The organism is Pseudomonas frederiksbergensis (genome assembly GCF_003732665.1).
In the GTDB taxonomy this organism is placed as follows: Bacteria; Pseudomonadota; Gammaproteobacteria; order Pseudomonadales; family Pseudomonadaceae; genus Aquipseudomonas; species Aquipseudomonas frederiksbergensis_G.
The window spans coordinates 340,283-363,063 of the sequence record NZ_MOBP01000001.1 but is presented as its reverse complement, the minus strand read 5'-3'; the positions used below and the strand labels follow the sequence as shown (position 1 = coordinate 363,063).

Below are 22,781 nucleotides of genomic sequence, written 5' to 3'. Positions count from 1 at the left end.
CAACTATAGCGGGCAGGTTAGGGGTATGTGGTGACTATTCGGGCCTCTTCGCGGGCAAGCCTCGCTCCTACAGGTTATGGGTCGTTCGCATCATTTTCGATCGACACATAACCTGTAGGAGCGAGGCTTGCCCGCGAAGGCAATCGCCTGATCAATACAAATCGACGGGATCGACATCAAGAGACCACCGCACCGCCCGCCCACTCGGCATCTGTTCCAGCATCAATAACCAACTACTGAGCAACCGATGCAACGGCGCCCGGGCCGTGGCCTGCAACAGCAACTGCGCCCGATAGCGCCCGGCACGACGCTCCATCGGTGCCGGCACTGGCCCGAGCAATTCGATACCGCTCAGATTCTGCTCAGCGAGCAATCGTTCCGCCTCGCTGCACGCCTCATCGAGGAAACCTTCGGCCTGCCCCGGTTTGTGTGCTTCGGCCCGCAGCAGCGCCAAATGCGCGAAGGGCGGCAGGCCGGCAGCGCGGCGTTCGCTCAGAGCCTGTTCGGCAAAGGCGAAGTAACCCTGTTCGGTCAGTTGCACCAGCAGCGGATGGTCAGCCAGGTGGGTCTGGATGATCACTCGGCCCGGCTCTTCGGCCCGGCCCGCGCGACCGGCGACTTGCACGATCAACTGCGCCATGCGCTCGCTGGCGCGGAAGTCGCCGGAAAACAACCCGCCGTCGGCATCCAGAATCGACACCAGCGTTACCCGTGGGAAGTGATGCCCTTTGGCAAGCATCTGCGTGCCGACCAGAATGCACGGCTGGCCTTTCTGGATGGTCGCGAACAGTTGATTCATCGCGTCCTTGCGCGAGGTGCTGTCGCGATCGACCCGCAGCACCGGCACATCCGGGAACAGAATCGCCAAACGTTCCTCGGCGCGCTCGGTGCCCGCACCCACTGGCCGCAGATCGACCTTGCCGCATTTCGGACAGTGCCGGGGCACGCGCTCGACATAACCGCAATGGTGGCAGCGCAGTTCGCCGGAGCGCTGGTGCACGGTCATCCGTGCATCGCAGCGCTGGCATTCGGACATCCAGCCGCAATCGTGGCAGAGCAGCGTCGGGGCAAAACCACGGCGGTTGAGGAAAACCAGCACTTGCTGGCCGGCGGCGAGGGTCTGACCGATGGCTTGCTGCATCGGCCCGGAAATGCCGCTGTCCAGCGGACGACTTTTCACATCCAGGCGCAGGAAGCGTGGCTGCTTGGCGCCACCGGCACGCTCATTCAGGCGTAAGAGGCCGTAACGACCGGTGTAGGCGTTATGCAGGCTTTCCAGCGAAGGCGTGGCGGATCCTAGGACAATCGGGATGTTTTCCTGCCGCGCACGGACCAAGGCCAGGTCGCGAGCGTGGTAGCGCAGGCCTTCCTGCTGTTTATAGGAGCCGTCGTGCTCTTCGTCGATGATGATCAGGCCGGGGTTTTTCATTGGCGTGAACAGCGCCGAACGGGTGCCGATAATAATGTCGGCATCGCCGTCCCGGGCGGCGAGCCAGGCTTCCAGGCGTTCGCGATCGTTGACCGCCGAGTGGATCAGGGCGATGCGTGCGTTGAAACGCTGCTCGAAGCGCGCCAGGGTCTGCGGGCCGAGGTTGATCTCCGGGATCAGCACCAGCGCCTGCTTGCCGGCTTCGAGGGTTTCGCGGATCAGCTGCAAATAGACTTCGGTCTTGCCGCTGCCGGTGACGCCGGCCAGCAGAAACGCGTGATAACTGTCGAAACCGGCGCGGATCGCTTCGTAGGCGGCGCGCTGCTCGGGGTTGAGCGGCAACTCCGGTTGAGCCAGCCAATGTTCGTGGCGAGCGCCGGGAGCGTGCTTGCGGATTTCCACTTGCACCAGGTCTTTGGCCAGCAGCAGGTCGAGGCTGTCCTTGCTCAGCATCAGTTTGCTCAGCAACTGATGGGCGACGCCGTGGGGGTGCTGGGCCAGGGTCGCCAGGGCTTCACGCTGGCGCGGGGCGCGGGCAATGCGCGGATCATCAAGGCTGGCTCCGGGGGCGGCGGACCAGAAGCGTTCCTGGCGGGCCTCGGCCAGTTCGCCCTGGCGCAACAGCACCGGCAACGCCCAGCTCAAGGTGTCGCCGAGGCTGTGCTGGTAATACTGAGACGTCCACAGGCACAGCTTGAACAACGCCGGCGGCAGCGGTGGCGTGGCATCGAGCAGGGCGATGGCCGGCTTGAGCTTTTCCACCGGCACTTCGCTGGTGTCGGTGACCTCCACCAGAATCCCGATCATCTCCCGCCGGCCGAACGGCACCCGCAGGCGCATGCCCGGTTGCAACTGGGCGCGCAGGACTCCGGCCGGGGCACGGTAATCGAACAGGCGGCGCAGGGGCGATGGCAGGGCGAGGCGCAAAATGGCGTCGGGCACGCGGGGGGATCTCTTTGAGCAGGCAATAAATGAAAGGCTGTGCGCATAACCTGTGGGAGCGGGCTTGCTCGCGAAAGCGGTGTGTCAGATGACATAAATAGTGACTGACACGCCCTCTTCGCGAGCAAGCCCGCTCCCACAGGGATCGTGTTAAGTGCCGGGAGCCTAGCAGACGACCGGTTTAAGCGACAGCTTGCGTGATTGGCATTGTCTGGTAGAATCCGCGGCCTAATTACGTGCGGTATTCAACAATGGTGTTGAGTGGCGGCACGCTAGCCTGAGGAATACATCATGAAAGCCGATATCCATCCAACATACGAAGTCACCGCAGTTACCTGCAGCTGTGGCAACAAGTTCGAAACCCGTTCGAACCTGGCCAAGCCTCTGGCGATCGACGTATGCAACGAGTGCCACCCGTTCTACACCGGTAAGCAGAAGACTCTGGATACTGGCGGCCGTGTACAGCGCTTCGCAGACCGTTTCGGTGCCTTCGGCAAGAAACCTGCTGCTGCAGCAGAGTAAGGTTCAAAGGCCCTATGGGCTTTTCCTTGCTAATGAAAAAGGCGTCCCTCGTGGGCGCCTTTTTTGTGTCTGCGATTTGGCTTTGCGGCGCTCAGGCCTTTTGCCCGACGCCGAGCGGTTTGACGCCAGTCGCGGTGCAGCGGGTGGTAGATGGCGACACCTTGCGCCTGAGCGATGGCCGCAGTGTGCGCATGATCGGCTTGAACACCCCGGAGCTGGGCAAGCAAGGCCGCAGCGACGAACCGTTCGCCGTGGCGGCGCGCAAACGCCTGGAAGCGTTGGTGGCCGCCAGCAACGGCCGGGTCGGTTTGCTGCCCGGTAAAGAGGCCAGGGATCGCTACGGTCGTACCTTGGCCCATGTCTACAGCGCCGACGGCGCCAATCTTGAAGCGCAAATGCTCGCCGAAGGCCTGGGTTTTCAGGTAGCGGTAGCGCCGAATGTCGATTTGGTGCGTTGCCAGCAAGCGGCGGAACGTGCGGCCCGGCAGGCCGGCCTCGGCCTGTGGCGGCAATCGCCTGTACTGAAAGCGGAGCAGATCAAGGCCTCCGGTTTTGCCGTGCTCAGCGGTCGTGTCAGCAAGGTGCAGCGCAATCGCGGCGGGGTTTGGATCGAGTTGCAGGACGCGGTTGTATTGCGTGTTGCACCCAATTTGCTGGATCGGTTTGATGTCGCCACGCTGGAGCGACTCAAGGGCAGGCGAATCGAGGCGCGAGGCTGGGTACTGGATCGTTCGCGCCGTGGTGGACTCAAGGAGGGTCAGCCACGCTGGATGTTACCGTTGAGTGATCCGGCGATGCTTCAGACGGGCCGCTGATAAAAAATTGTAGACATTTTTTAAATCGATTGTGAACAGTCTATCCCTTGTGTTCAGCGGCTCTTGGCCCAAAGTCGTAGGGCAGGGCGCTTGACAGGGGTGACCGGTCAGTCTTGTAGGGACTTTGCGACACGCGTATCCTCGGCGGTCCGTCTGTCCAACAGTAAAAAGCGGAATGCCCACATGTCTGATTTGAAAACTGCCGCTCTCGAATATCACGCCCATCCTCGTCCAGGGAAGCTGAGTGTCGAGCTCACCAAGGCCACCGCTACCGCCCGCGACCTGTCGCTGGCTTACAGCCCCGGCGTAGCCGAACCAGTACGCGAAATCGCCCGCGATCCTGAACTGGCCTACAAATACACCGGTAAAGGCAACCTGGTTGCAGTCATTTCCGATGGCACCGCGATTCTCGGCCTGGGTAACCTCGGCCCATTGGCTTCCAAGCCAGTGATGGAAGGTAAAGGCGTGCTGTTCAAGCGCTTCGCCGGCATCGACGTGTTCGATATCGAAGTCGACTCCGAAAGCCCGCAAGCCTTCATCGACACCGTAAAGCGCATCTCCATCACCTTCGGTGGCATCAACCTGGAAGACATCAAGGCACCTGAGTGCTTTGAGATCGAACGCGCCCTGATCGAACAGTGCGACATTCCGGTGTTCCACGATGACCAGCACGGCACCGCGATCGTGACCGCCGCCGGCATGATCAATGCCCTGGAAATCGCTGGCAAAACCCTGGCCGACGCCAAGATCGTCTGCCTGGGCGCCGGTGCGGCCGCCATCTCCTGCATGAAATTGCTGGTGAGCATGGGCGCCAATATCGAAAACATCTTCATGGTTGACCGTACCGGCGTGATCCACTCCGGCCGTGACGACCTGAACCAGTACAAGGCTGTCTTCGCTCACGCGACCGACAAGCGCACCCTGGCTGACGCCCTGACCGGTGCAGACGTGTTCGTCGGCCTGTCCGGCCCGAACCTGCTGAGCGCTGAAGGCCTGAAGTCCATGGCGGCCAACCCGATCGTGTTCGCGTGCTCGAACCCGGATCCGGAAATCGCCCCGGAACTGGCTCACGCCACCCGTGACGACGTGATCATGGCCACCGGCCGTTCGGACTACCCGAACCAGGTCAACAACGTACTGGGCTTCCCGTTCATCTTCCGCGGTGCCCTGGACGTTCGCGCCAAGCGCATCAACGAAGAAATGAAAGTGGCCGCCGCCAACGCCCTGCGCGAACTGGCCAAGCTGCCGGTTCCTCAGGAAGTGTGCGACGCCTACGGCGGCATCAAGCTGGAATTCGGTCGTGAGTACATCATCCCGAAACCAATGGATGCCCGCCTGATCACCGTGATCTCCGATGCCGTAGCCAAAGCCGCCATCGAGACCGGCGTAGCGACCCTGCCGTATCCGAAGAACTACCCGCTGAAAAGCGTGGATGACGTGTTCAACGGCTAAGTCGTTGTAGCGCTTCAACCGAAAAGCCCCGGCTCGTAGTGAGCCGGGGCTTTTTTATGCCTGGGAGTTTTGCCGCGTCAGTGCCGGCCTCTTCGCGAGCAAGCCCGCTCCCACATGGGAATGCGTTCTCCCTGTGGGAGCGGGCTTGCTCGCGAAGACGGCTTTATATTCGACATGATTTGATCGTTCCCACGCTCTGCGTGGGAATGCAGCCCGGGACGCTCCGCGTCCCTGCTCGTAGCCGAACGCGGAGCGTCCGTAGAGGCATTCCCACGCGGAGCGTGGGAACGATCAGCCCCGCTCTTCTCTCGAAGGCGGGGCTTTTGCGTCGCGCTACCGGATCAGAACAAATCGATCGGCGCCGCTTCGTCCGCCGGCAGCGGGCTGCCCGGCGCGGTGCCGTTACCCAGTTCGTTGACCGATGGTGGCGTGTCTTCGGCCTTGAACAGCTCGAAGTAGGCGCCTGGTGTGCTTGGCGTGGCCGCACGACCGCTGACCGGGTCAACCCGCAGGCTGAGGATGCCTTCCGGCTCCGCTTGCGTGTGTGGCGGCTTGCCTTTGAGCGCGGCGCCCATGTAGTTCATCCAGATCGGCAGCGCGACGGTGCCGCCGAACTCCTTGCGACCCAGGCTTTCAGGCTGGTCGAAACCGGTCCAGACCGTGGTCACGTAATCAGCGTTGTAACCGGAGAACCACGCATCCTTGGATTCGTTGGTCGTACCGGTCTTGCCCGCGATATCAGGACGGCCCAGGGCCAATGCACGACGGCCGGTCCCGAGCTTGATCACGTCCTCCAACATGCTGTTGAGGATGAACGTGGTGCGGCCATCGACAATACGCTCGGCCAGGGCCGGGGTTTGCGCCACTGTGCCTGGAGCGGTTGCCGCTTCGCCCGGGGTCGCGTTGACCGTGAACGGCTGCGCGGCCGGTGCGGCCAGGCCTGCGGTCGCCGCGCCACCCTGGGGCACGCTCGGCGGGTTGGCGACGAACAGCGTGTCGCCGTTGCGACTTTCGATCTTGTCGATGATGTACGGGGTGATCTTGTAGCCGCCGTTGGCAAAGGTGCTCCAACCGGTGGCGATTTCCATCGGCGTCAGGGTCGCGGTGCCCAGGGCCAGGGACAGGTTGCGCGGCAGATCCTGCTTGTTGAAGCCGAACTTGCTGATGTAGTCGATGGTGCGGTCTACGCCCAAGGCCTGCACCAGTCGGATCGACACCAGGTTACGGGACTTGTACAAACCTTCGCGCAGACGGATCGGGCCAAGGAAGGTGTTGGTGTCGTTCTTCGGACGCCAGACCTTGTCCAGGTACTCGTCGACAAACACGATCGGCGCGTCGTTCACCAATGTGGCGGCGGTGTAGCCGTTATCCAGGGCGGCACTGTAGACGAACGGCTTGAAGCTCGAACCTGGTTGGCGCTTGGCCTGCAAGGCGCGGTTGTAGTTGCTCTGCTCGAAGGCGAAACCGCCGACCAGCGAGCGAATCGCACCGTTCTGCGGATCAAGGGATACCAATGCGCCCTGGGCCTGCGGAATCTGGCTGAACTTCAGCGAGTTGTCCGGCTGGCGCTGCACGCGAATCAGGTCGCCGACCTGGGCCACGTCCGACGGCTGCTTCGGATTGGCGCCCATGCTGTTGGTGTTCAGGAAGGGCCGTGCCCACTTCATGCTGTCCCAGCTGACGTGTTCGTCGCCGGTGCGAGTCATCACTTGCACGCCGTTCTTGTCGACCTGGGTGACGATGGCCGGCTCAAGGCTGCTGATGGTGCGCTGTTTGGTCAGTTCGGTGGCCCAGGCCTCGCGGGTCTTGCCCGGCAGGCGGGATTCGGGGCCACGATAGCCGTGACGCTGGTCGTAGGTCATCAAACCTTCGTGGACCGCGGTGTTGGCCATTTCCTGCAAGTTGCTCGGCACCGTGGTGGTGACGCGGAAACCTTCGGTGTAGGCGTCGCTGCCATAGCGACCGACCATTTCGGCCCGGGCCATTTCAGCGATGTACGGCGCATTCACTTCCGGGGTCGGCACGTGATAGCTGGCGTTCAGCGGTTCGTTGATCGCGGTGGTGTAGTCGGCTTCGGTGATTTTCCCGAGCTTATACATGCGCCCCAGGATCCAGTCGCGGCGCTCCTTGCTGCGGGCCGGGTTGGCCAGCGGGTTGAAGCGCGACGGGGCTTTAGGCAGGCCGGCGATCATCGCCATCTGCGCCAGGCTCACATCCCGAATCGATTTGCCGTAGTAGACCTGCGCCGCCGCCTCGATGCCGTAGGCGCGGTTACCCAGATAGATCTTGTTCACGTACAACTCAAGGATTTCGTCCTTGGTCAGCTGCCGCTCGATCTGCAAGGCCAGGAGGATTTCGGTGGTTTTGCGCGAGAAGCTGCGTTCGCTGGTCAGGAAGAAGTTCTTCGCCACCTGCATGGTGATGGTGCTGCCGCCGGACTGGATGTGCCCGCTCTTGACCAGTTGAGTGGCCGCGCGCATCAGACTGCTCGGGTCGACGCCATAGTGGTTGGCGAAGTTATCGTCTTCAGCACTTAGTAACGCATTGATGAAATTGGGGGGAATGTCGGCGAACCGGATCGGAGTGCGGCGCATTTCGCCAAATTCTGCAATCAACTTGTTGTCGCTGCTGTATACCCGTAGAGGAATCTGCAACTGAATGCTTCTCAGCGCCTCCACGGACGGCAAACCCGGACTAAGGTAAAGATAGGCGCCACTGAGACCTAAAAGCAGTCCGCAGAAAACGGCGACGATGGACCAACCGAAAAATTTCAGCAGACGAATCAAGGCGTTTGGACATCCAGGGCAAAGAATGAATTTGGCGTCAGGGTCTCGACTACATAGAGAAAGACCCGCGCTGGCAGTAAAAGCGGAAAAAAACGCTGGGCATTATAAGCATTTTTCCGCAGGGGGCGTCATTGGCGCTTCTGTCAAGACGGGGTGATTGAACGCAATACACATTACAGAGTCCGTAACTCACGGATAGTCATAGGGAATTGGTAGTGCTAGGACTCTTCAACAAAAAGACCAGAACGGTTCTGGGGATCGACATCAGCTCCACGTCGGTGAAGCTGCTGGAGCTGAGCCGCCAGGGCGACCGCTATCGCGTCGAGGCTTACGCAGTGGAACCGCTGCCGGCCAGCGCCGTGATCGAGAAAAATATCGCCGAGCTCGAAGGCGTGGGCCAGGCCCTGTCTCGCGTGCTGCTCAAGGCCCGCACCGGCATCCGCAATGTCGCGGTGGCCGTGGCCGGTTCGGCGGTGATCACCAAGACCATCGAGATGGACGCCGGGCTCTCCGACGACGAGATGGAAAACCAGCTCAAGATCGAGGCCGACCAATACATTCCATACCCACTGGACGAAGTCGCCATCGATTTCGAAGTTCAGGGCGTGTCGGCGCGCAACCCTGAACGGGTCAATGTGCTGCTCGCCGCCTGTCGGAAAGAAAACGTCGAAGTGCGCGAGGCGGCCCTGGCCCTGGCCGGGCTGACCGCTAAAGTGGTGGATGTCGAGGCTTACGCACTTGAACGCTCCTTCGGTTTGCTGGCGACCCAACTCGCCTCCCATCAGGAACGCCCGACCGTCGCGGTAGTGGACATCGGCGCGACCATGACCACCCTGAGCGTGCTGCACAACGGCCGCATCATCTACACCCGCGAGCAATTGTTCGGCGGTCGCCAGCTCACCGAAGAAATCCAGCGCCGTTATGGCCTTACCGTCGAGCAGGCCGGGCTGGCGAAGAAGCAGGGCGGTTTGCCGGACGACTACGTCAGCGAGGTGTTGCAGCCGTTTCGCGAAGCCCTGGTGCAACAGGTTTCGCGCTCATTGCAGTTTTTCTATGCGTCCGGCCAGTACAACTCGGTCGATCATATTTTGCTGGCTGGCGGCACGGCTTCGGTGCCCGGGCTTGATCGATTGATCGAGCAGCGCCTGGGCACGCCGACCCAGGTCGCCAACCCCTTCGCCGACATGGCCCTGAGCAGCAAGGTCAACGCCGGTGCCCTGGCCAGCGATGCGCCGGCCCTGATGATTGCCTGCGGTCTGGCCCTCAGGAGTTTCGACTGATGGCGCGGATCAACCTTTTACCCTGGCGCGAAGAACTGCGCGAAGAACGCCGAAAGCGCTTTTTGCTGGCGTTGGTCGGCGTGTTGGTCGGTTCGGTGGGGCTGGTGCTGATAGCCGACCAAGTCATCAGCGGCGCCATCAACCAGCAAGTGGCGCGCAACGATTACCTGAACAAACAGATTGCCGTGGTCGATGAACGGATCAAGCAAATCAGCGAGCTCAAGGCCCGGCGCCAGCAACTGGTGGAGCGCATGCGCATCATCCAGGACCTGCAAGGCAACCGGCAGATCAGCGGGCGGATTTTCGACCAGTTGGCGCGGACCCTGCCGGACGGCGTGTATTTCACCGAAGTGAAAATGAGCGGCAAGACCCTGTCCATCACTGGCGCGGCGGAGTCGAACAACAAAGTCTCAGAGCTGATGCGCAATCTTGACGCCTCGGACTGGTTCGACGCGCCGAGCCTGACCGAGGTCAAGGCGACGACCGCCGGTCAGCTGGACCAGGCGAATGTGTTCCAACTGACCGTTCGTCAGACCCAGCCTGCCACGATGGAGGTCGCCAAATGAGTCCATCCGAATGGTTCGACGGCCTGCGCAAGATCGACATCAACGACCTGGACACCAACAACATCGGCTCCTGGCCGCCGGCCATCAAGGCGCTGGCGGGTATTCTGCTGATGGCCGTGGTGCTGGGCCTGGGTTACAACTTCTACATCAGCGACCTGGAAAACGAGCTTGATCTGAAACGCGCTGAAGAGTCGACGCTCAAGGACCAGTTCGCCAGCAAGGCCAGCATGGCGGCCAACCTGGAGCTCTACACCCAGCAGATGAAGGAGATGGAGAACTCCTTCGGCGTCCTGCTGCGACAATTGCCCAGCGACACCGAAGTGCCCGGCCTGCTGGAAGACATCACCCGCACCGGCCTGGGCAGTGGCCTGGAGTTCGAAGAGATCAAGTTGCTGCCGGAAGTCACCCAGCAGTTCTACATTGAGTTGCCGATCCAGATCACCGTCACCGGCGCCTACCACGACCTCGCGACGTTCGTCAGCGGTGTGGCCGGGCTGCCGCGAATCGTCACCTTGCATGACTTCGATCTGGCGCCAGCCAATCCCGATGGCGGCACGAAGCTGCGCATGAGCATCCTCGCCAAGACCTACCGCTATAACGACAAGGGGCTGCAAAAATGACCCCTTTTCGTTGCATCTCGACAGTGGTGTTGCTGGCCGGATTGGCCGGTTGCGGCGGTGACAACAGCTTCGGCGACCTGGACGCGTACATGAACGAAATGCGCCTGCGTCCGCCGGGCAAGATTGAACCAACCCCGACATTCCGGTCTTACCCCACATTCACCTACAGCGCCGCCAACCTGCGCAGCCCGTTTTCCCGGCAGGTCAAATTTGACGTGGCCGGCCAGAAACACGGCTCGCGCAACGTTAAGCCTGACCCCAACCGGGTCAAGCAATACCTCGAAGGTTTTAACATCGAGCAGTTTGAAATGGTCGGCACGATCTCCAATGCCACCGGCTCCTTTGCGCTGCTGCGCGGGGCGGGCGGTGTGCACCGGTTGAAAGTCGGCGATTACCTGGGGCGTAACGATGGGCGGATCGTCGCCATCAGCGGCTCGCAAGTCGATGTGGTCGAAATCGTTCCCGACGGCGAAGGCGCCTGGCTGGAACGGCCACGGACCATCCCTTTGAAAGAGCACTCATAGTGGAACTCGAATAATGAACAGGATTTTCTCAACCCTCGGTATTTCGCTATGGATAGCGCTGCTGTCGCCGATGGTCCAAGCGGCCACTCTCAACGCGCTGGATGTCGCCGCGCTGCCGGGTGACCGCGTCGAGTTGAAGTTGACCTTCGACGGGCCGCCACCGCCGCCCCATGGCTACACCACCGAGCAACCGGCGCGCATTGCCCTGGATCTGCCGGGTGTGGTCAGCAAACTGGCCAGCAAGAATCGCGACCTGGGCGGCGGCAATGCCCGCAGCGCCACCGTCGTGGAGGCCAAGGACCGCACGCGCCTGATCATCAACCTGACCCAACTGACGCCCTACAGCTCCCGGGTCGAAGGTAACAAGCTGTACGTGGTTGTCGGGCAAGGCGCAAAAAGCACGGCATCCAAGCCCGTCGCCCCGCGCGTCGCAACCGCAACCCCGGCCCCGGCGAAAACTTACGCACCCGTGAGCAAAGCCATTCGCGGCGTGGATTTCCAGCGCGGCACCCAGGGCGAAGGCAATGTGGTGATCGATTTGTCGGACCCATCCATTGCCCCGGACATCCAGGAGCATGACGGCAAGATCATCCTCGGTTTCGCCCGGACCCAATTGCCTGACCCGTTGCGCGTGCGCCTGGACGTCAAGGATTTCGCCACACCGGTGCAGTTCGTCAACGCCAGTGCCACGGGAGATCGGGCGGTGATCAGCATCGAGCCTGTCGGCGCCTACGAGTACTCGACCTACCAGACCGACAACAAACTGACCGTCAGCATCCGCCCGGTGACCCCCGACGACTTGCAAAAGCGCAACGCCGAACGGTTTGCCTATACCGGCGAGAAGCTCTCGCTGAATTTTCAGGACATCGACGTGCGTTCGGTGCTGCAACTGATCGCCGACTTCACCAACCTCAACCTGGTGGCCAGCGATACGGTGCAGGGCGGCATCACCTTGCGTCTGCAGAACGTGCCGTGGGATCAGGCGCTGGACCTGGTGCTGAAAACCAAAGGCCTGGACAAGCGCATGATCGGCAACGTCCTGCTGGTCGCGCCGGCGGATGAAATCGCCGCCCGTGAGCGCCAGGAACTGGAATCGCAGAAACAGATTGCCGAGCTGGCGCCGCTGCGTCGGGAGCTGTTGCAGGTCAACTACGCCAAGGCTGCCGATATCGCCAAGCTCTTTACCTCGGTGACCAGTGCCGAGGCCAAAATCGACGAGCGTGGTTCGATCACCGTCGACGAGCGGACTAACAACATCATCGCCTACCAGACCCAGGATCGCCTCGACGAGCTTCGGCGGATCGTCGCGCAACTGGATATCCCGGTGCGCCAGGTGATGATCGAAGCGCGGATCGTCGAAGCCAACGTCGATTACGACAAGAGTCTCGGTGTGCGCTGGGGCGGCTCGGTGCAGAACAAGGGTAACTGGAACACTTCGGGTGTCAGCAACGGTTCTTCCACCACCATCGGCACGCCGGGCAGCACCAGTACCAACTCGCCGTTCGTCGACATGGGCACGGCGGGTAACACCTCGGGGATCGGCATCGCCTTCATCACCGACAACGTGCTGCTCGACCTTGAATTGACGGCGATGGAGAAGACCGGCAACGGCGAAATTGTCTCGCAGCCCAAGGTGGTCACCTCCGACAAGGAAACCGCGAAAATCCTCAAGGGCACCGAGATTCCCTATCAGGAAGCCAGCTCCAGCGGCGCCACGTCGGTATCGTTCAAGGAAGCCTCGCTGTCCCTGGAAGTGACGCCGCAAATCACCCCGGACAACCGCATCATCATGGAGGTCAAGGTCACCAAGGACGAACCGGATTACCTCAACAAGGTCCAGGACGTGCCGCCGATCAAGAAAAACGAGGTCAACGCCAAGGTGCTGGTCAACGACGGCGAGACCATCGTCATCGGCGGGGTTTTCTCAAATACTCAGAGCAAGGTTGTAGATAAGGTGCCATTTCTGGGCGATGTGCCGTATCTTGGCCGCCTTTTCCGGCGTGACGTGGTTTCGGAGAAAAAATCCGAGCTGCTGGTATTTCTCACTCCGCGTATCATGAACAACCAGGCGATTGCTGTGAGTCATTGATTCTGTGCGAAATTTGATTCTTGTTGGACCGATGGGGGCTGGAAAAAGCACCATCGGCCGGTTGCTGGCCAAAGAGCTGCGCCTGCCATTCAAAGATTCCGACAAGGAAATTGAATTGCGCACGGGCGCCAATATCCCGTGGATCTTCGATAAAGAGGGCGAGCCCGGCTTTCGTGATCGCGAGCAAGCGATGATCGAAGAGCTGTGCGCCTGCGACGGCGTGGTGCTGGCGACTGGCGGCGGTGCAGTGATGCGCGAAGCCAATCGTCGGGCGCTGCATGCCGGGGGGCGCGTGGTGTATCTGCACGCATCCGTCGAGCAGCAAGTCGGTCGCACTTCCCGTGATCGCAATCGTCCGCTGTTGCGCACCGCCGATCCGGCCAAGACCCTGCGTGACCTGCTGGCGATCCGCGATCCGCTTTATCGGGAAATCGCCGATCTGGTGGTGGAAACCGATGAGCGGCCGCCGCGAATGGTCGTGCTAGACATCCTCGAACGCTTGCAGCAACTTCCGCCCCGTTAAAGCGCGGCGCGAAATGCGCTATCCTCGGCGTCCTGTCATGGCCGCCCGAGGTTGTGGCGGATGGCTATCAAACGGCGTTACACCAGCAGGCGCCGCGCACATTTGTTAACTCAAGGCAGGACGCCTGATTCCATCTTCACTGTGGGGACACATGCAGACACTCAAGGTCGATCTAGGCGAGCGCAGCTACCCGATTCATATTGGCGAAGGTTTGTTGGATCAGCCCGAGCTGCTGGCCCCGCATATTCGCGGGCGGCAAGTGGCGATCATCTCCAACGAGACCGTGGCGCCGCTCTATCTCGAACGTCTGACCAAAAGCCTCGCACAGTTCTCCGTCGTCTCGGTGGTGTTGCCCGACGGCGAAGCCTTCAAGACCTGGGAAACCCTGCAACTGATTTTCGACGGCCTGCTGACCGCCCGGCACGACCGCCGCACCACGGTCATCGCCCTCGGTGGCGGCGTGATCGGTGACATGGCCGGTTTTGCTGCCGCCTGCTACCAGCGCGGCGTCGATTTCATCCAGGTGCCGACCACACTGCTGTCGCAAGTCGACTCTTCGGTGGGCGGCAAGACCGGGATCAACCATCCCCTGGGCAAGAACATGGTCGGCGCCTTCTATCAGCCCAACGTGGTGCTGATCGATACCGCCACCCTCAATACCCTGCCGGCCCGCGAACTGTCTGCGGGCCTGGCCGAAGTCATCAAGTACGGGCTGATCTGCGACGAGCCGTTCCTCACCTGGCTCGAAGAAAACGTCGATCGCCTGCGCGCCCTGGATCAGGTCGCCCTGACGTACGCTATCAAGCGCTCCTGCGAGGCCAAGGCTGAGGTAGTGGGCGCCGACGAAAAAGAAACCGGCGTGCGCGCCACGTTGAACCTGGGGCACACCTTCGGCCACGCCATCGAAACCCACATGGGCTATGGTGTGTGGCTACACGGTGAAGCGGTCGCTGCTGGCACCGTAATGGCGCTGGAAATGTCCGCGCGCCTGGGCTGGATCAGCGAACAAGAGCGAGATCGCGGTATTCGCCTGTTCCAGCGTGCCGGCCTGCCGGTCATCCCACCTGAGGAGATGACCGAAGCCGATTTTCTCGAACACATGGCAATTGACAAGAAAGTGATCGACGGTCGTTTGCGCCTGGTGCTGCTGCGCCACATGGGCGAAGCGGTGGTGACCGACGATTATCCGAAAGAGGTTCTACAGGCCACGCTGGGAGCGGATTACCGCGCCCTGGCTCAGCTTAAAGGTTAATAAGATCCCGATGACTAGTTTGCATGCCGACGAGGCTTTCCTCGGCCATTTCCAGTTAAGTCATGACCCTTTTGCTCCACGGGTGCCTGGCTTCAAATTCTTCCCGGCCCAGCGCAAACCGGTGCTGGGGCAACTGCATCACCTGGCCCGTTACAGCCAGTTGCTGCTGGTGGTCACTGGCCCGCAAGGCAGCGGCAAGACCCTGTTGCGCCAGGCCCTGGTGGCCAGCACCAACAAGCAGTCCGTGCAAAGCGTGGTGGTTTCCGCCCGTGGCGCCGGCGATGCGGCGGGTGTGCTGCGTCAAATCGCCCAGGCGCTGAACGTGGCCCAGGCCGAAATCGGCGCGATCCTGTCCCAAGTGGTGCAGCTCGCGCTGACCGGACAGGAAGTCTATTTGCTGGTGGACGACGCCGAACAACTCGATGAATCCGCCCTGGAAGCCTTGATGGCCCTGGCCGCCGGTGCACCGGAGGGTCGCCCTCATGTGTTCCTGTTCGGCGAGTCGTCGCTGATTGCGCAACTGGAGGCGTTGAGCCTTGAGGAAGAGCGCTTCCACGTCATCGAATTGCAGCCCTACACCGAAGAAGAAACCCGCGAATATCTGGACCAGCGTCTCGAAGGCGCCGGTCGGGGTATCGAACTTTTCACCGCGGATCAGATCTCTGATATTCACGAAAGCTCCGACGGTTGGCCTGGCAACATCAACCAGGTCGCCCGCGATGCGATGATCGAAGCCATGATTGCCAGCCGCACAGCGGTTAAGCGTCCAAGTATGGGGTTCAACATGCCGAAGAAACACGTATTGGCGATTTCCGCCGTAGTCGTGGTCGCGGTAGCCGCCGCCTGGCTGATGCCGGGCCGCAGCAAGACACCGACCACCGGCGCACCGGCCAACGAACAGGCGCAGTTGCCACTGGGCACGCCAAAACCTAACGCTGCCGGGGGCGCGCCTTCGGTGGAGTTCGCCGGTAACACGCAACCGATGCCGTTGCCGCTGGTCGGCCAGCAGCAACCGGTCATGCGCAGCCCACTGGCCGAAGCGGCCGGTGGTATCACTGAAGGCGACGACGGCGTGCCGGTCGAAGGCTCCAGCGCTACACCGCCGACTGTGACCACTGTTGCGCCGCCTGCGGGCATCCAGCCTGGCCCTGCGCCGACGCCTGCCGCCAAACCGGCCCCGGCACCGACCCAGGTCGCTACCGCCAAGCCAGCGCCTGCGCCAGTGGCCAAACCGGCGCCAGCGCCAGCCAAGCCTGTGGTCGCCGCCAAACCGGCCGAGAAGCCGGTTACCGTGGCCAAGGCTGCCGGTGGCACCTGGTACGCCGGGCAGCCGACGAGCAACTACGTGGTGCAGATCCTCGGCACCAGCTCCGAAGCCACTGCCCAAACCTTCGTCAAGGAGCAGGGCGGCGAGTACCGTTATTTCAAGAAAGTGCTGAACGGCAAACCGCTTTACGTCATCACCTACGGCAGCTTCGCCAACCGCGATGCAGCCGTTACCGCTATCAAGGCCTTGCCAGCGAAGGTTCAGGCTGGTAAACCTTGGCCTCGCTCCGTCGCCAGCGTCCAACAGGAACTGGCTACAGCTCGCTGATGATTCGGCGGCCTTACCCAGGCCGCCTCTCCCGGCACCTCAAAATATTCCGCAAGCGCATGCCGCCTCTACAGGCCGCGTGCCTTGTGGTGTCTGCGTCATAGTGGTCTTTGAGTCGTTGCGGTCAAAATTAAAAAAGTTTTGACTAGCACAGCATATCGCTTTAAACCTTTCACAAATGCGACATAGATTTGCGACATTTCGTCGTCAAATTTGTGAGCGTAAGTGTCGGTGTGTACAATGACCTCCCTTTTGCCCCCGCAAAGCCGACGTACGTTCGGCGTGGATGGCAAGTGGTTGAATTGAAAAGAAATTTGCCTCGAAAAGAGGCAGCCTGGTGAGAAAGTGTCTATGAAAGCAGGTCTGTACCAACCAGATGAATTCAAGGATAACTGTGGTTTTGGCCTGATAGCCCATATGCAGGGCGAGCCCAGTCATACCCTTTTGCAAACGGCCATTGAGGCCCTGACCTGCATGACCCACCGCGGTGGGATCAACGCCGACGGCAAGACCGGTGACGGTTGCGGCTTGCTGATTCAAAAGCCGGATGTGTTCCTGCGAGCCATTGCCCAGGAAACCTTCGGCGTCGAGCTGCCCAAGCAATATGCCGTGGGCATGGTGTTCTTCAACCAGGACCCGGTGAAAGCCGAAGCCGCTCGCGAGAACATGAACCGCGAGATCATTGCGGCCGGCCTGACCCTGGTCGGCTGGCGCAAAGTGCCGATCGACACCAGCGTCCTTGGCCGTCTGGCCCTTGAGCGCCTGCCGCAGATCGAGCAAGTGTTCATCGCCGGCGAAGGCCTGAGCGATCAGGACATGGCCGTCAAGCTGTTCACCTCCCGTCGTCGCTCGTCCGTGGCCAATGCCGCCGACACCGATCACTACGTCTGCAGCTTTTCTCACAAGACCATCATTTATAAAGGCCTGATGATGCCGGCGGATTTGACCGCCTTCTATCCAGACCTCAGCGACCAGCGCCTGCAAACCTCGATCTGCGTGTTCCACCAGCGCTTCTCGACCAACACCCTGCCGAAATGGCCGCTGGCCCAGCCATTCCGCTTCCTCGCCCACAACGGCGAGATCAACACCATCACCGGTAACCGCAACTGGGCCGTGGCCCGTCGCACCAAGTTCACCAACGACTTGATGGACCTGGAAGAACTCGGCCCATTGGTGAACCGCGTGGGTTCCGACTCTTCGAGCATGGACAACATGCTCGAGCTGATGGTCACCGGCGGCATCGACCTGTTCCGTGGCGTGCGGATGATCATTCCGCCTGCGTGGCAGAACGTCGAAACCATGGACCCGGATCTGCGGGCGTTCTACGAATACAACTCGATGCACATGGAACCGTGGGACGGCCCGGCCGGCGTAGTAATGACCGACGGTCGCTACGCGGTGTGCCTGCTCGACCGTAACGGTCTGCGTCCAGCGCGTTGGGTCACCACCAAGAACGGTTTCATCACCCTGGCCTCGGAAATCGGTGTCTGGAACTACCAGCCTGAAGACGTGATCGCCAAGGGCCGCGTAGGCCCGGGCCAGATCTTTGCCGTGGACACCGAAACCGGTCAGATCCTCGACACCGATGCGATCGACAACCGCTTGAAGTCCCGTCATCCGTACAAGCAATGGCTGCGCAAGAATGCCCTGCGCATCCAGGCGACCATGGAAGACAACGACCACGGTTCGGCTTTCTACGACGTCGACCAGCTCAAGCAGTACATGAAGATGTATCAGGTCACGTTCGAAGAGCGCGACCAGGTGCTGCGTCCGCTCGGCGAGCAAGGCTACGAAGCCGTTGGCTCGATGGGCGACGATACGCCGATGGCCGTGCTGTCCCAGCGCGTGCGCACGCCGTACGACTATTTCCGCCAGCAATTCGCGCAGGTGACCAACCCGCCGATCGATCCGCTGCGCGAAGCCATCGTCATGTCGCTGGAGATCTGCCTCGGTGCCGAGCGCAACATCTTCCAGGAGTCGCCGGAACACGCCTCGCGCGTGATTCTCAGCTCGCCGGTGATTTCCCCGGCCAAGTGGCGTTCGCTGATGAACCTCGATCGTCCGGGCTTCGAGCGCGCGATCATCGATCTGAACTACGACGAAAGCGTCGGCCTCGAAGCGGCGATCCGCAACGTTGCCGATCAGGCTGAAGAAGCCGTGCGCTCCGGTCGTACCCAGGTTGTATTGAGTGACCGTCACATTGCCCCGGGCAAGTTGCCGATCCACGCATCCTTGGCCACGGGTGCAGTGCACCACCGCCTGACCGAAAAAGGCCTGCGTTGCGACTCCAACATCCTGGTAGAAACCGCCACCGCTCGCGACCCGCATCACTTCGCGGTCCTGATCGGTTTCGGCGCCTCGGCGGTCTATCCGTTCCTGGCCTACGAAGTGCTGGGCGACCTGATCCGCACCGGCGAAGTGCTGGGCGACCTCTATGAGGTGTTCAAGAACTACCGCAAAGGCATCACCAAAGGTCTGCTGAAGATCCTGTCGAAGATGGGCATCTCGACCATTACGTCGTACCGCGGTGCGCAGTTGTTCGAAGCCATCGGCCTGTCCGAAGAAGTTTGCGAACTGAGCTTCCGTGGCGTGCCGAGCCGCATCAAGGGTGCGCGTTTCGTCGACATCGAAGCCGAGCAAAAAGCCCTCGCCGCCGAAGCCTGGAGCCCGCGCAAGCCGATCCAGCAGGGCGGTTTGCTGAAGTTCGTCCACGGTGGCGAATATCACGCTTACAACCCGGACGTGGTCAGCACCCTGCAAGCCGCTGTGCAGCAGGGCGACTACAGCAAGTTCAAGGAATACACGGCGCTGGTGGACAACCGCCCGGTGTCGATGATCCGCGATTTGTTCAAGGTGAAGACCCTGGACACGGCGCTGGACATCAGCGAGATCGAACCGCTGGAATCGGTGCTCAAGCGCTTCGACTCCGCCGGCATCTCGTTGGGCGCCCTGTCGCCTGAGGCTCACGAAGCCCTGGCCGAAGCCATGAACCGCCTCGGTGCGCGTTCCAACTCCGGCGAAGGCGGCGAAGACCCGGCGCGCTACGGCACCATCAAGAGCTCGAAAATCAAGCAGGTTGCGACCGGCCGTTTCGGTGTGACCCCGGAATACCTGGTCAACGCTGAAGTGCTGCAGATCAAAGTCGCCCAGGGCGCCAAGCCCGGCGAAGGTGGTCAGTTGCCAGGGGGCAAGGTCAACGGTCTGATCGCCAAGCTGCGTTATGCAGTGCCGGGCGTGACCCTGATTTCGCCGCCGCCGCACCACGACATCTACTCGATCGAAGACTTGTCGCAGCTGATTTTCGACCTGAAACAAGTCAACCCGAAGGCCCTGGTCTCGGTGAAACTCGTGGCAGAAGCGGGCGTTGGCACCATCGCTGCCGGTGTGGCCAAGGCCTACGCGGACTTGATCACCATCTCCGGCTACGACGGCGGCACCGGTGCATCGCCGCTGACCTCGATCAAATACGCGGGCGCACCGTGGGAACTCGGCCTGGCCGAAACCCACCAGACCCTGCGCGGCAACGACCTGCGCGGCAAAGTCCGGGTACAAACCGACGGCGGCCTGAAAACCGGCCTCGACGTGATCAAGGCTGCGATCCTCGGCGCTGAAAGCTTCGGCTTCGGCACCGCGCCCATGATCGCCCTGGGCTGCAAATACCTGCGCATCTGCCACCTGAACAACTGCGCCACCGGCGTCGCCACTCAGAACGAGAAGCTGCGCAAGGATCACTACATCGGCACCGTCGACATGGTGGTGAACTTCTTCACCTACGTCGCCGAAGAAACCCGTGAGTGGCTGGCCAAGCTGGGCGTGCGTTCCCTCGAAGAGCTGATCGGTCGTACCGATCTGCTGGAAATTCTCGAGGGCCAGACCGCCAAGCAGCAACACCTGGACCTGACCCCGTTGCTCGGCAGCGATCACATCCCGGCAGACAAGCCACAATTCTGCCAGGTCGACCGCAACCCGCCGTTCGACAAGGGCCTGCTGGCCGAGAAAATGGTCGACATGGCCACCTCGGCGATCAACGACAAGAGCGGTGCTGATTTCGAGCTGAATATCTGCAACTGCGACCGTTCCATCGGCGCACGGATCTCCGGTGAAATTGCGCGCAAGCACGGCAACCAAGGCATGGCGAACGCGCCGATCACCTTCCGCTTCAAAGGGACGGCCGGTCAGAGCTTCGGTGTGTGGAACGCCGGCGGCTTGAACATGTACCTGGAAGGCGACGCCAACGACTACGTCGGCAAAGGCATGACCGGCGGCAAACTGGTCATCGTTCCGCCGAAGGGCAGCGTCTACAAAACCCAGGACAGTGCGATTATCGGCAACACCTGCCTGTACGGCGCCACCGGCGGCAAGCTGTTTGCCGCTGGCACCGCGGGCGAGCGTTTCGCCGTGCGTAACTCCGGTGCCCACACCGTGGTGGAAGGCACTGGCGATCACTGCTGCGAGTACATGACCGGTGGTTTCGTCTGCGTATTGGGCAAGACCGGTTACAACTTCGGTTCAGGCATGACCGGCGGTTTCGCCTACGTGCTCGATCAGGACAACTCCTTCGTTGACCGGGTCAACCACGAACTGGTGGAAATCCAGCGGATCAGCGGCGAAGCGATGGAAGCCTATCGCAGCCACCTGCAACGCGTGCTGGACGAATACGTCGCGGAAACCGACAGCGAATGGGGTCGTAACCTCGCTGAAAACCTCGATGACTATCTGCGTCGTTTCTGGCTGGTCAAGCCCAAGGCTGCCAACCTGAAATCGTTGCTTTCCAGCACCCGTGCCAATCCGCAGTGATATGCGCCTGAAGAGTTTGATGAGGTTTTAACAATGGCTGAACGTCTGAATAACGACTTCCAGTTCATCGATGTCGGGCGCAAAGATCCGAAGAAGAAACTGTTGCGTCAACGCAAGAAAGAGTTCGTGGAAATCTACGAACCCTTCAAACCCCAGCATTCGGCCGACCAGGCCCACCGCTGCCTGGGTTGCGGTAACCCGTATTGCGAATGGAAGTGCCCGGTGCACAACTTCATTCCCAACTGGCTGAAACTGGTGGCCGAGGGCAACATCCTCCAGGCTGCCGAGCTGTCGCACCAGACCAACACCCTGCCGGAAGTGTGCGGCCGGGTGTGCCCGCAGGATCGTCTGTGCGAGGGTGCCTGCACCCTTAACGACGGTTTTGGCGCGGTGACCATCGGTTCGGTGGAGAAGTACATCACCGACACCGCGTTCGCCATGGGCTGGCGCCCGGACATGTCCAAGGTCAAGCCGACCGGCAAGCGTGTTGCGATCATCGGCGCAGGCCCGGCCGGCCTGGGTTGTGCCGACGTGCTGGTACGTGGCGGCGTGACCCCGGTGGTGTTCGACAAGAACCCGGAAATCGGTGGTTTGCTGACCTTCGGCATCCCCGAGTTCAAGCTGGAAAAGACCGTGCTGAGCAATCGTCGCGAAGTCTTCACCGGCATGGGCATCGAGTTCCGCCTCAACACCGAAGTGGGCAAGGACGTGACCATCGAGCAACTGCTCGAAGAATACGATGCCGTGTTCATGGGCATGGGCACCTACACCTACATGAAGGGCGGCTTTGCCGGCGAGGACCTGCCGGGCGTACATGACGCGCTCGACTTCCTGATCGCCAACGTCAACCGCAACCTGGGCTTTGAAAAGTCGCCGGAAGATTTCGTCGACATGAAAGGCAAGAAGGTTGTGGTCCTGGGCGGCGGCGACACGGCGATGGACTGCAACCGCACGTCGATCCGCCAGGGCGCCAAGTCGGTGACCTGTGCGTATCGTCGCGACGAAGCGAACATGCCGGGCTCGCGCAAAGAGGTGAAGAACGCCAAGGAAGAAGGCGTGAAATTCCTCTACAACCGCCAGCCGATCGCCATCGTCGGTGAAGACCGTGTCGAAGGCGTGAAAGTGGTCGAGACCCGTCTCGGCGAACCGGACGCCCGTGGCCGTCGCAGCCCTGAGCCGATCCCGGGTTCCGAAGAGATCATCCCGGCGGATGCCGTGGTCATCGCCTTCGGCTTCCGTCCAAGCCCGGCGTCGTGGTTCGAGCAGTTCGAGATCCAGACCGACAGCCAGGGCCGCGTCGTGGCCCCGGAGCAGGGTAAATACAAGCACCAGACCAGCAACCCGAAAATCTTCGCCGGTGGCGACATGGTTCGCGGGTCTGACCTGGTGGTGACGGCGATCTTCGAAGGCCGCAATGCGGCTGAAGGGATCCTGGATTACCTGGAGGTCTGATCGCTTTCCTGAACTGGAATGCGATCAAAATGTGGGAGCGGGCTTGCTCGCGAAGACAGTGTAACAGTCAGTATTGATGTCGACTGACACACCGCTTTCGCGAGCAAGCCCGCTCCCACATTGGTTTCAGGGTGTTGC

Annotated in this window: 15 protein-coding genes; 13 read left to right on the top strand and 2 right to left on the bottom strand. The window is 61.3% G+C overall.

The window, feature by feature from the left end; all coding sequences use genetic code 11:
- Window positions 1-151 precede the first annotated feature (151 nt).
- A complete protein-coding gene (locus tag BK665_RS01625) occupies window positions 152-2,371 on the bottom strand; it encodes a primosomal protein N' (protein ID WP_123402548.1) in 2,220 nt (739 codons plus the stop codon).
- Window positions 2,372-2,662: 291 nt separating this feature from the next.
- On the opposite strand from BK665_RS01625, the gene rpmE reads away from it, so the two are divergent.
- From rpmE to BK665_RS01610, 3 genes are all read left to right on the top strand, one after another.
- Window positions 2,663-2,893 (top strand): 50S ribosomal protein L31, encoded by a 231-nt coding sequence (gene rpmE / locus BK665_RS01620; RefSeq protein WP_054054615.1) that lies wholly within the window; start codon window positions 2,663-2,665, stop codon window positions 2,891-2,893.
- 14 nt (window positions 2,894-2,907) lie between these two features.
- Window positions 2,908-3,708 (top strand): thermonuclease family protein, encoded by an 801-nt coding sequence (locus BK665_RS01615; protein ID WP_123402547.1) that lies wholly within the window; start codon window positions 2,908-2,910, stop codon window positions 3,706-3,708.
- Window positions 3,709-3,891: 183 nt separating this feature from the next.
- On the top strand, window positions 3,892-5,160 hold the full coding sequence (locus tag BK665_RS01610) for a malic enzyme-like NAD(P)-binding protein (RefSeq protein ID WP_010464435.1): 1,269 nt from the start codon (window positions 3,892-3,894) through the stop codon (window positions 5,158-5,160).
- A gap of 341 nt (window positions 5,161-5,501) precedes the next feature.
- Here the strand turns inward: BK665_RS01610 and BK665_RS01605 are convergent, their stop codons facing one another.
- Window positions 5,502-7,946: a penicillin-binding protein 1A gene (locus tag BK665_RS01605; protein WP_123402546.1), complete on the bottom strand. Its 2,445-nt coding sequence runs from the start codon at window positions 7,944-7,946 to the stop codon at window positions 5,502-5,504.
- Between the two features lie 215 nt (window positions 7,947-8,161).
- Here BK665_RS01605 and BK665_RS01600 point away from each other — a divergent pair, with 215 nt between their 5' ends.
- The 10 genes from BK665_RS01600 to BK665_RS01550 all read left to right on the top strand — a co-directional run bounded on the left by BK665_RS01600 (window position 8,162) and on the right by BK665_RS01550 (window position 22,643).
- A complete protein-coding gene (locus BK665_RS01600; protein ID WP_123402545.1) occupies window positions 8,162-9,226 on the top strand; it encodes a pilus assembly protein PilM in 1,065 nt (354 codons plus the stop codon).
- A complete protein-coding gene (locus BK665_RS01595) occupies window positions 9,226-9,792 on the top strand; it encodes a PilN domain-containing protein (RefSeq protein ID WP_123402544.1) in 567 nt (188 codons plus the stop codon). The genes BK665_RS01600 and BK665_RS01595 overlap by 1 nt, the downstream gene beginning before the upstream one ends.
- Window positions 9,789-10,412, top strand: a complete 624-nt coding sequence (gene pilO / locus BK665_RS01590; RefSeq protein ID WP_123402543.1) for a type 4a pilus biogenesis protein PilO — start codon at window positions 9,789-9,791, stop codon at window positions 10,410-10,412. The genes BK665_RS01595 and pilO overlap by 4 nt, the downstream gene beginning before the upstream one ends.
- Window positions 10,409-10,936 (top strand): pilus assembly protein PilP, encoded by a 528-nt coding sequence (locus tag BK665_RS01585; protein ID WP_123402542.1) that lies wholly within the window; start codon window positions 10,409-10,411, stop codon window positions 10,934-10,936. The genes pilO and BK665_RS01585 overlap by 4 nt, the downstream gene beginning before the upstream one ends.
- Window positions 10,937-10,949: 13 nt before the next feature.
- Window positions 10,950-13,025, top strand: a complete 2,076-nt coding sequence (locus tag BK665_RS01580) for a type IV pilus secretin PilQ (RefSeq protein ID WP_123402541.1) — start codon at window positions 10,950-10,952, stop codon at window positions 13,023-13,025.
- Window positions 13,026-13,029: 4 nt separating this feature from the next.
- Complete coding sequence (gene aroK, locus BK665_RS01575) at window positions 13,030-13,548, top strand: shikimate kinase AroK (protein WP_123402540.1); 519 nt, start codon at window positions 13,030-13,032, stop codon at window positions 13,546-13,548.
- A 151-nt stretch (window positions 13,549-13,699) separates the two neighbouring features.
- Window positions 13,700-14,800 carry a 3-dehydroquinate synthase gene (gene aroB, locus BK665_RS01570; protein ID WP_123402539.1) on the top strand — a complete coding sequence of 367 codons (1,101 nt, stop codon included), beginning with the start codon at window positions 13,700-13,702 and terminating at the stop codon, window positions 14,798-14,800.
- A gap of 10 nt (window positions 14,801-14,810) precedes the next feature.
- Window positions 14,811-16,394, top strand: coding sequence for an AAA family ATPase (locus BK665_RS01565; RefSeq protein ID WP_123402538.1), 1,584 nt, complete (start codon window positions 14,811-14,813; stop codon window positions 16,392-16,394).
- A gap of 351 nt (window positions 16,395-16,745) precedes the next feature.
- Window positions 16,746-21,191, top strand: coding sequence for a glutamate synthase large subunit (gene gltB, locus BK665_RS01555; protein WP_123402537.1), 4,446 nt, complete (start codon window positions 16,746-16,748; stop codon window positions 21,189-21,191).
- A 33-nt stretch (window positions 21,192-21,224) separates the two neighbouring features.
- Window positions 21,225-22,643 carry a glutamate synthase small subunit GltD family protein gene (locus tag BK665_RS01550; RefSeq protein ID WP_123402536.1) on the top strand — a complete coding sequence of 473 codons (1,419 nt, stop codon included), beginning with the start codon at window positions 21,225-21,227 and terminating at the stop codon, window positions 22,641-22,643.
- Window positions 22,644-22,781: the final 138 nt, after the last annotated feature.

Coding starts and splice junctions, on each gene's coding strand:
- BK665_RS01595 (WP_123402544.1), top strand. CDS start 9,226: ATGGCGCGGATCAACCTTTTACCCTGGCGCGAAGAACTGCGCGAAGAA.
- gltB (WP_123402537.1), top strand. CDS start 16,746: ATGAAAGCAGGTCTGTACCAACCAGATGAATTCAAGGATAACTGTGGT.
- pilO (WP_123402543.1), top strand. CDS start 9,789: ATGAGTCCATCCGAATGGTTCGACGGCCTGCGCAAGATCGACATCAAC.
- BK665_RS01580 (WP_123402541.1), top strand. CDS start 10,950: ATGAACAGGATTTTCTCAACCCTCGGTATTTCGCTATGGATAGCGCTG.
- rpmE (WP_054054615.1), top strand. CDS start 2,663: ATGAAAGCCGATATCCATCCAACATACGAAGTCACCGCAGTTACCTGC.
- BK665_RS01565 (WP_123402538.1), top strand. CDS start 14,811: ATGACTAGTTTGCATGCCGACGAGGCTTTCCTCGGCCATTTCCAGTTA.
- BK665_RS01615 (WP_123402547.1), top strand. CDS start 2,908: ATGGGCTTTTCCTTGCTAATGAAAAAGGCGTCCCTCGTGGGCGCCTTT.
- aroB (WP_123402539.1), top strand. CDS start 13,700: ATGCAGACACTCAAGGTCGATCTAGGCGAGCGCAGCTACCCGATTCAT.
- BK665_RS01585 (WP_123402542.1), top strand. CDS start 10,409: ATGACCCCTTTTCGTTGCATCTCGACAGTGGTGTTGCTGGCCGGATTG.
- BK665_RS01550 (WP_123402536.1), top strand. CDS start 21,225: ATGGCTGAACGTCTGAATAACGACTTCCAGTTCATCGATGTCGGGCGC.
- BK665_RS01610 (WP_010464435.1), top strand. CDS start 3,892: ATGTCTGATTTGAAAACTGCCGCTCTCGAATATCACGCCCATCCTCGT.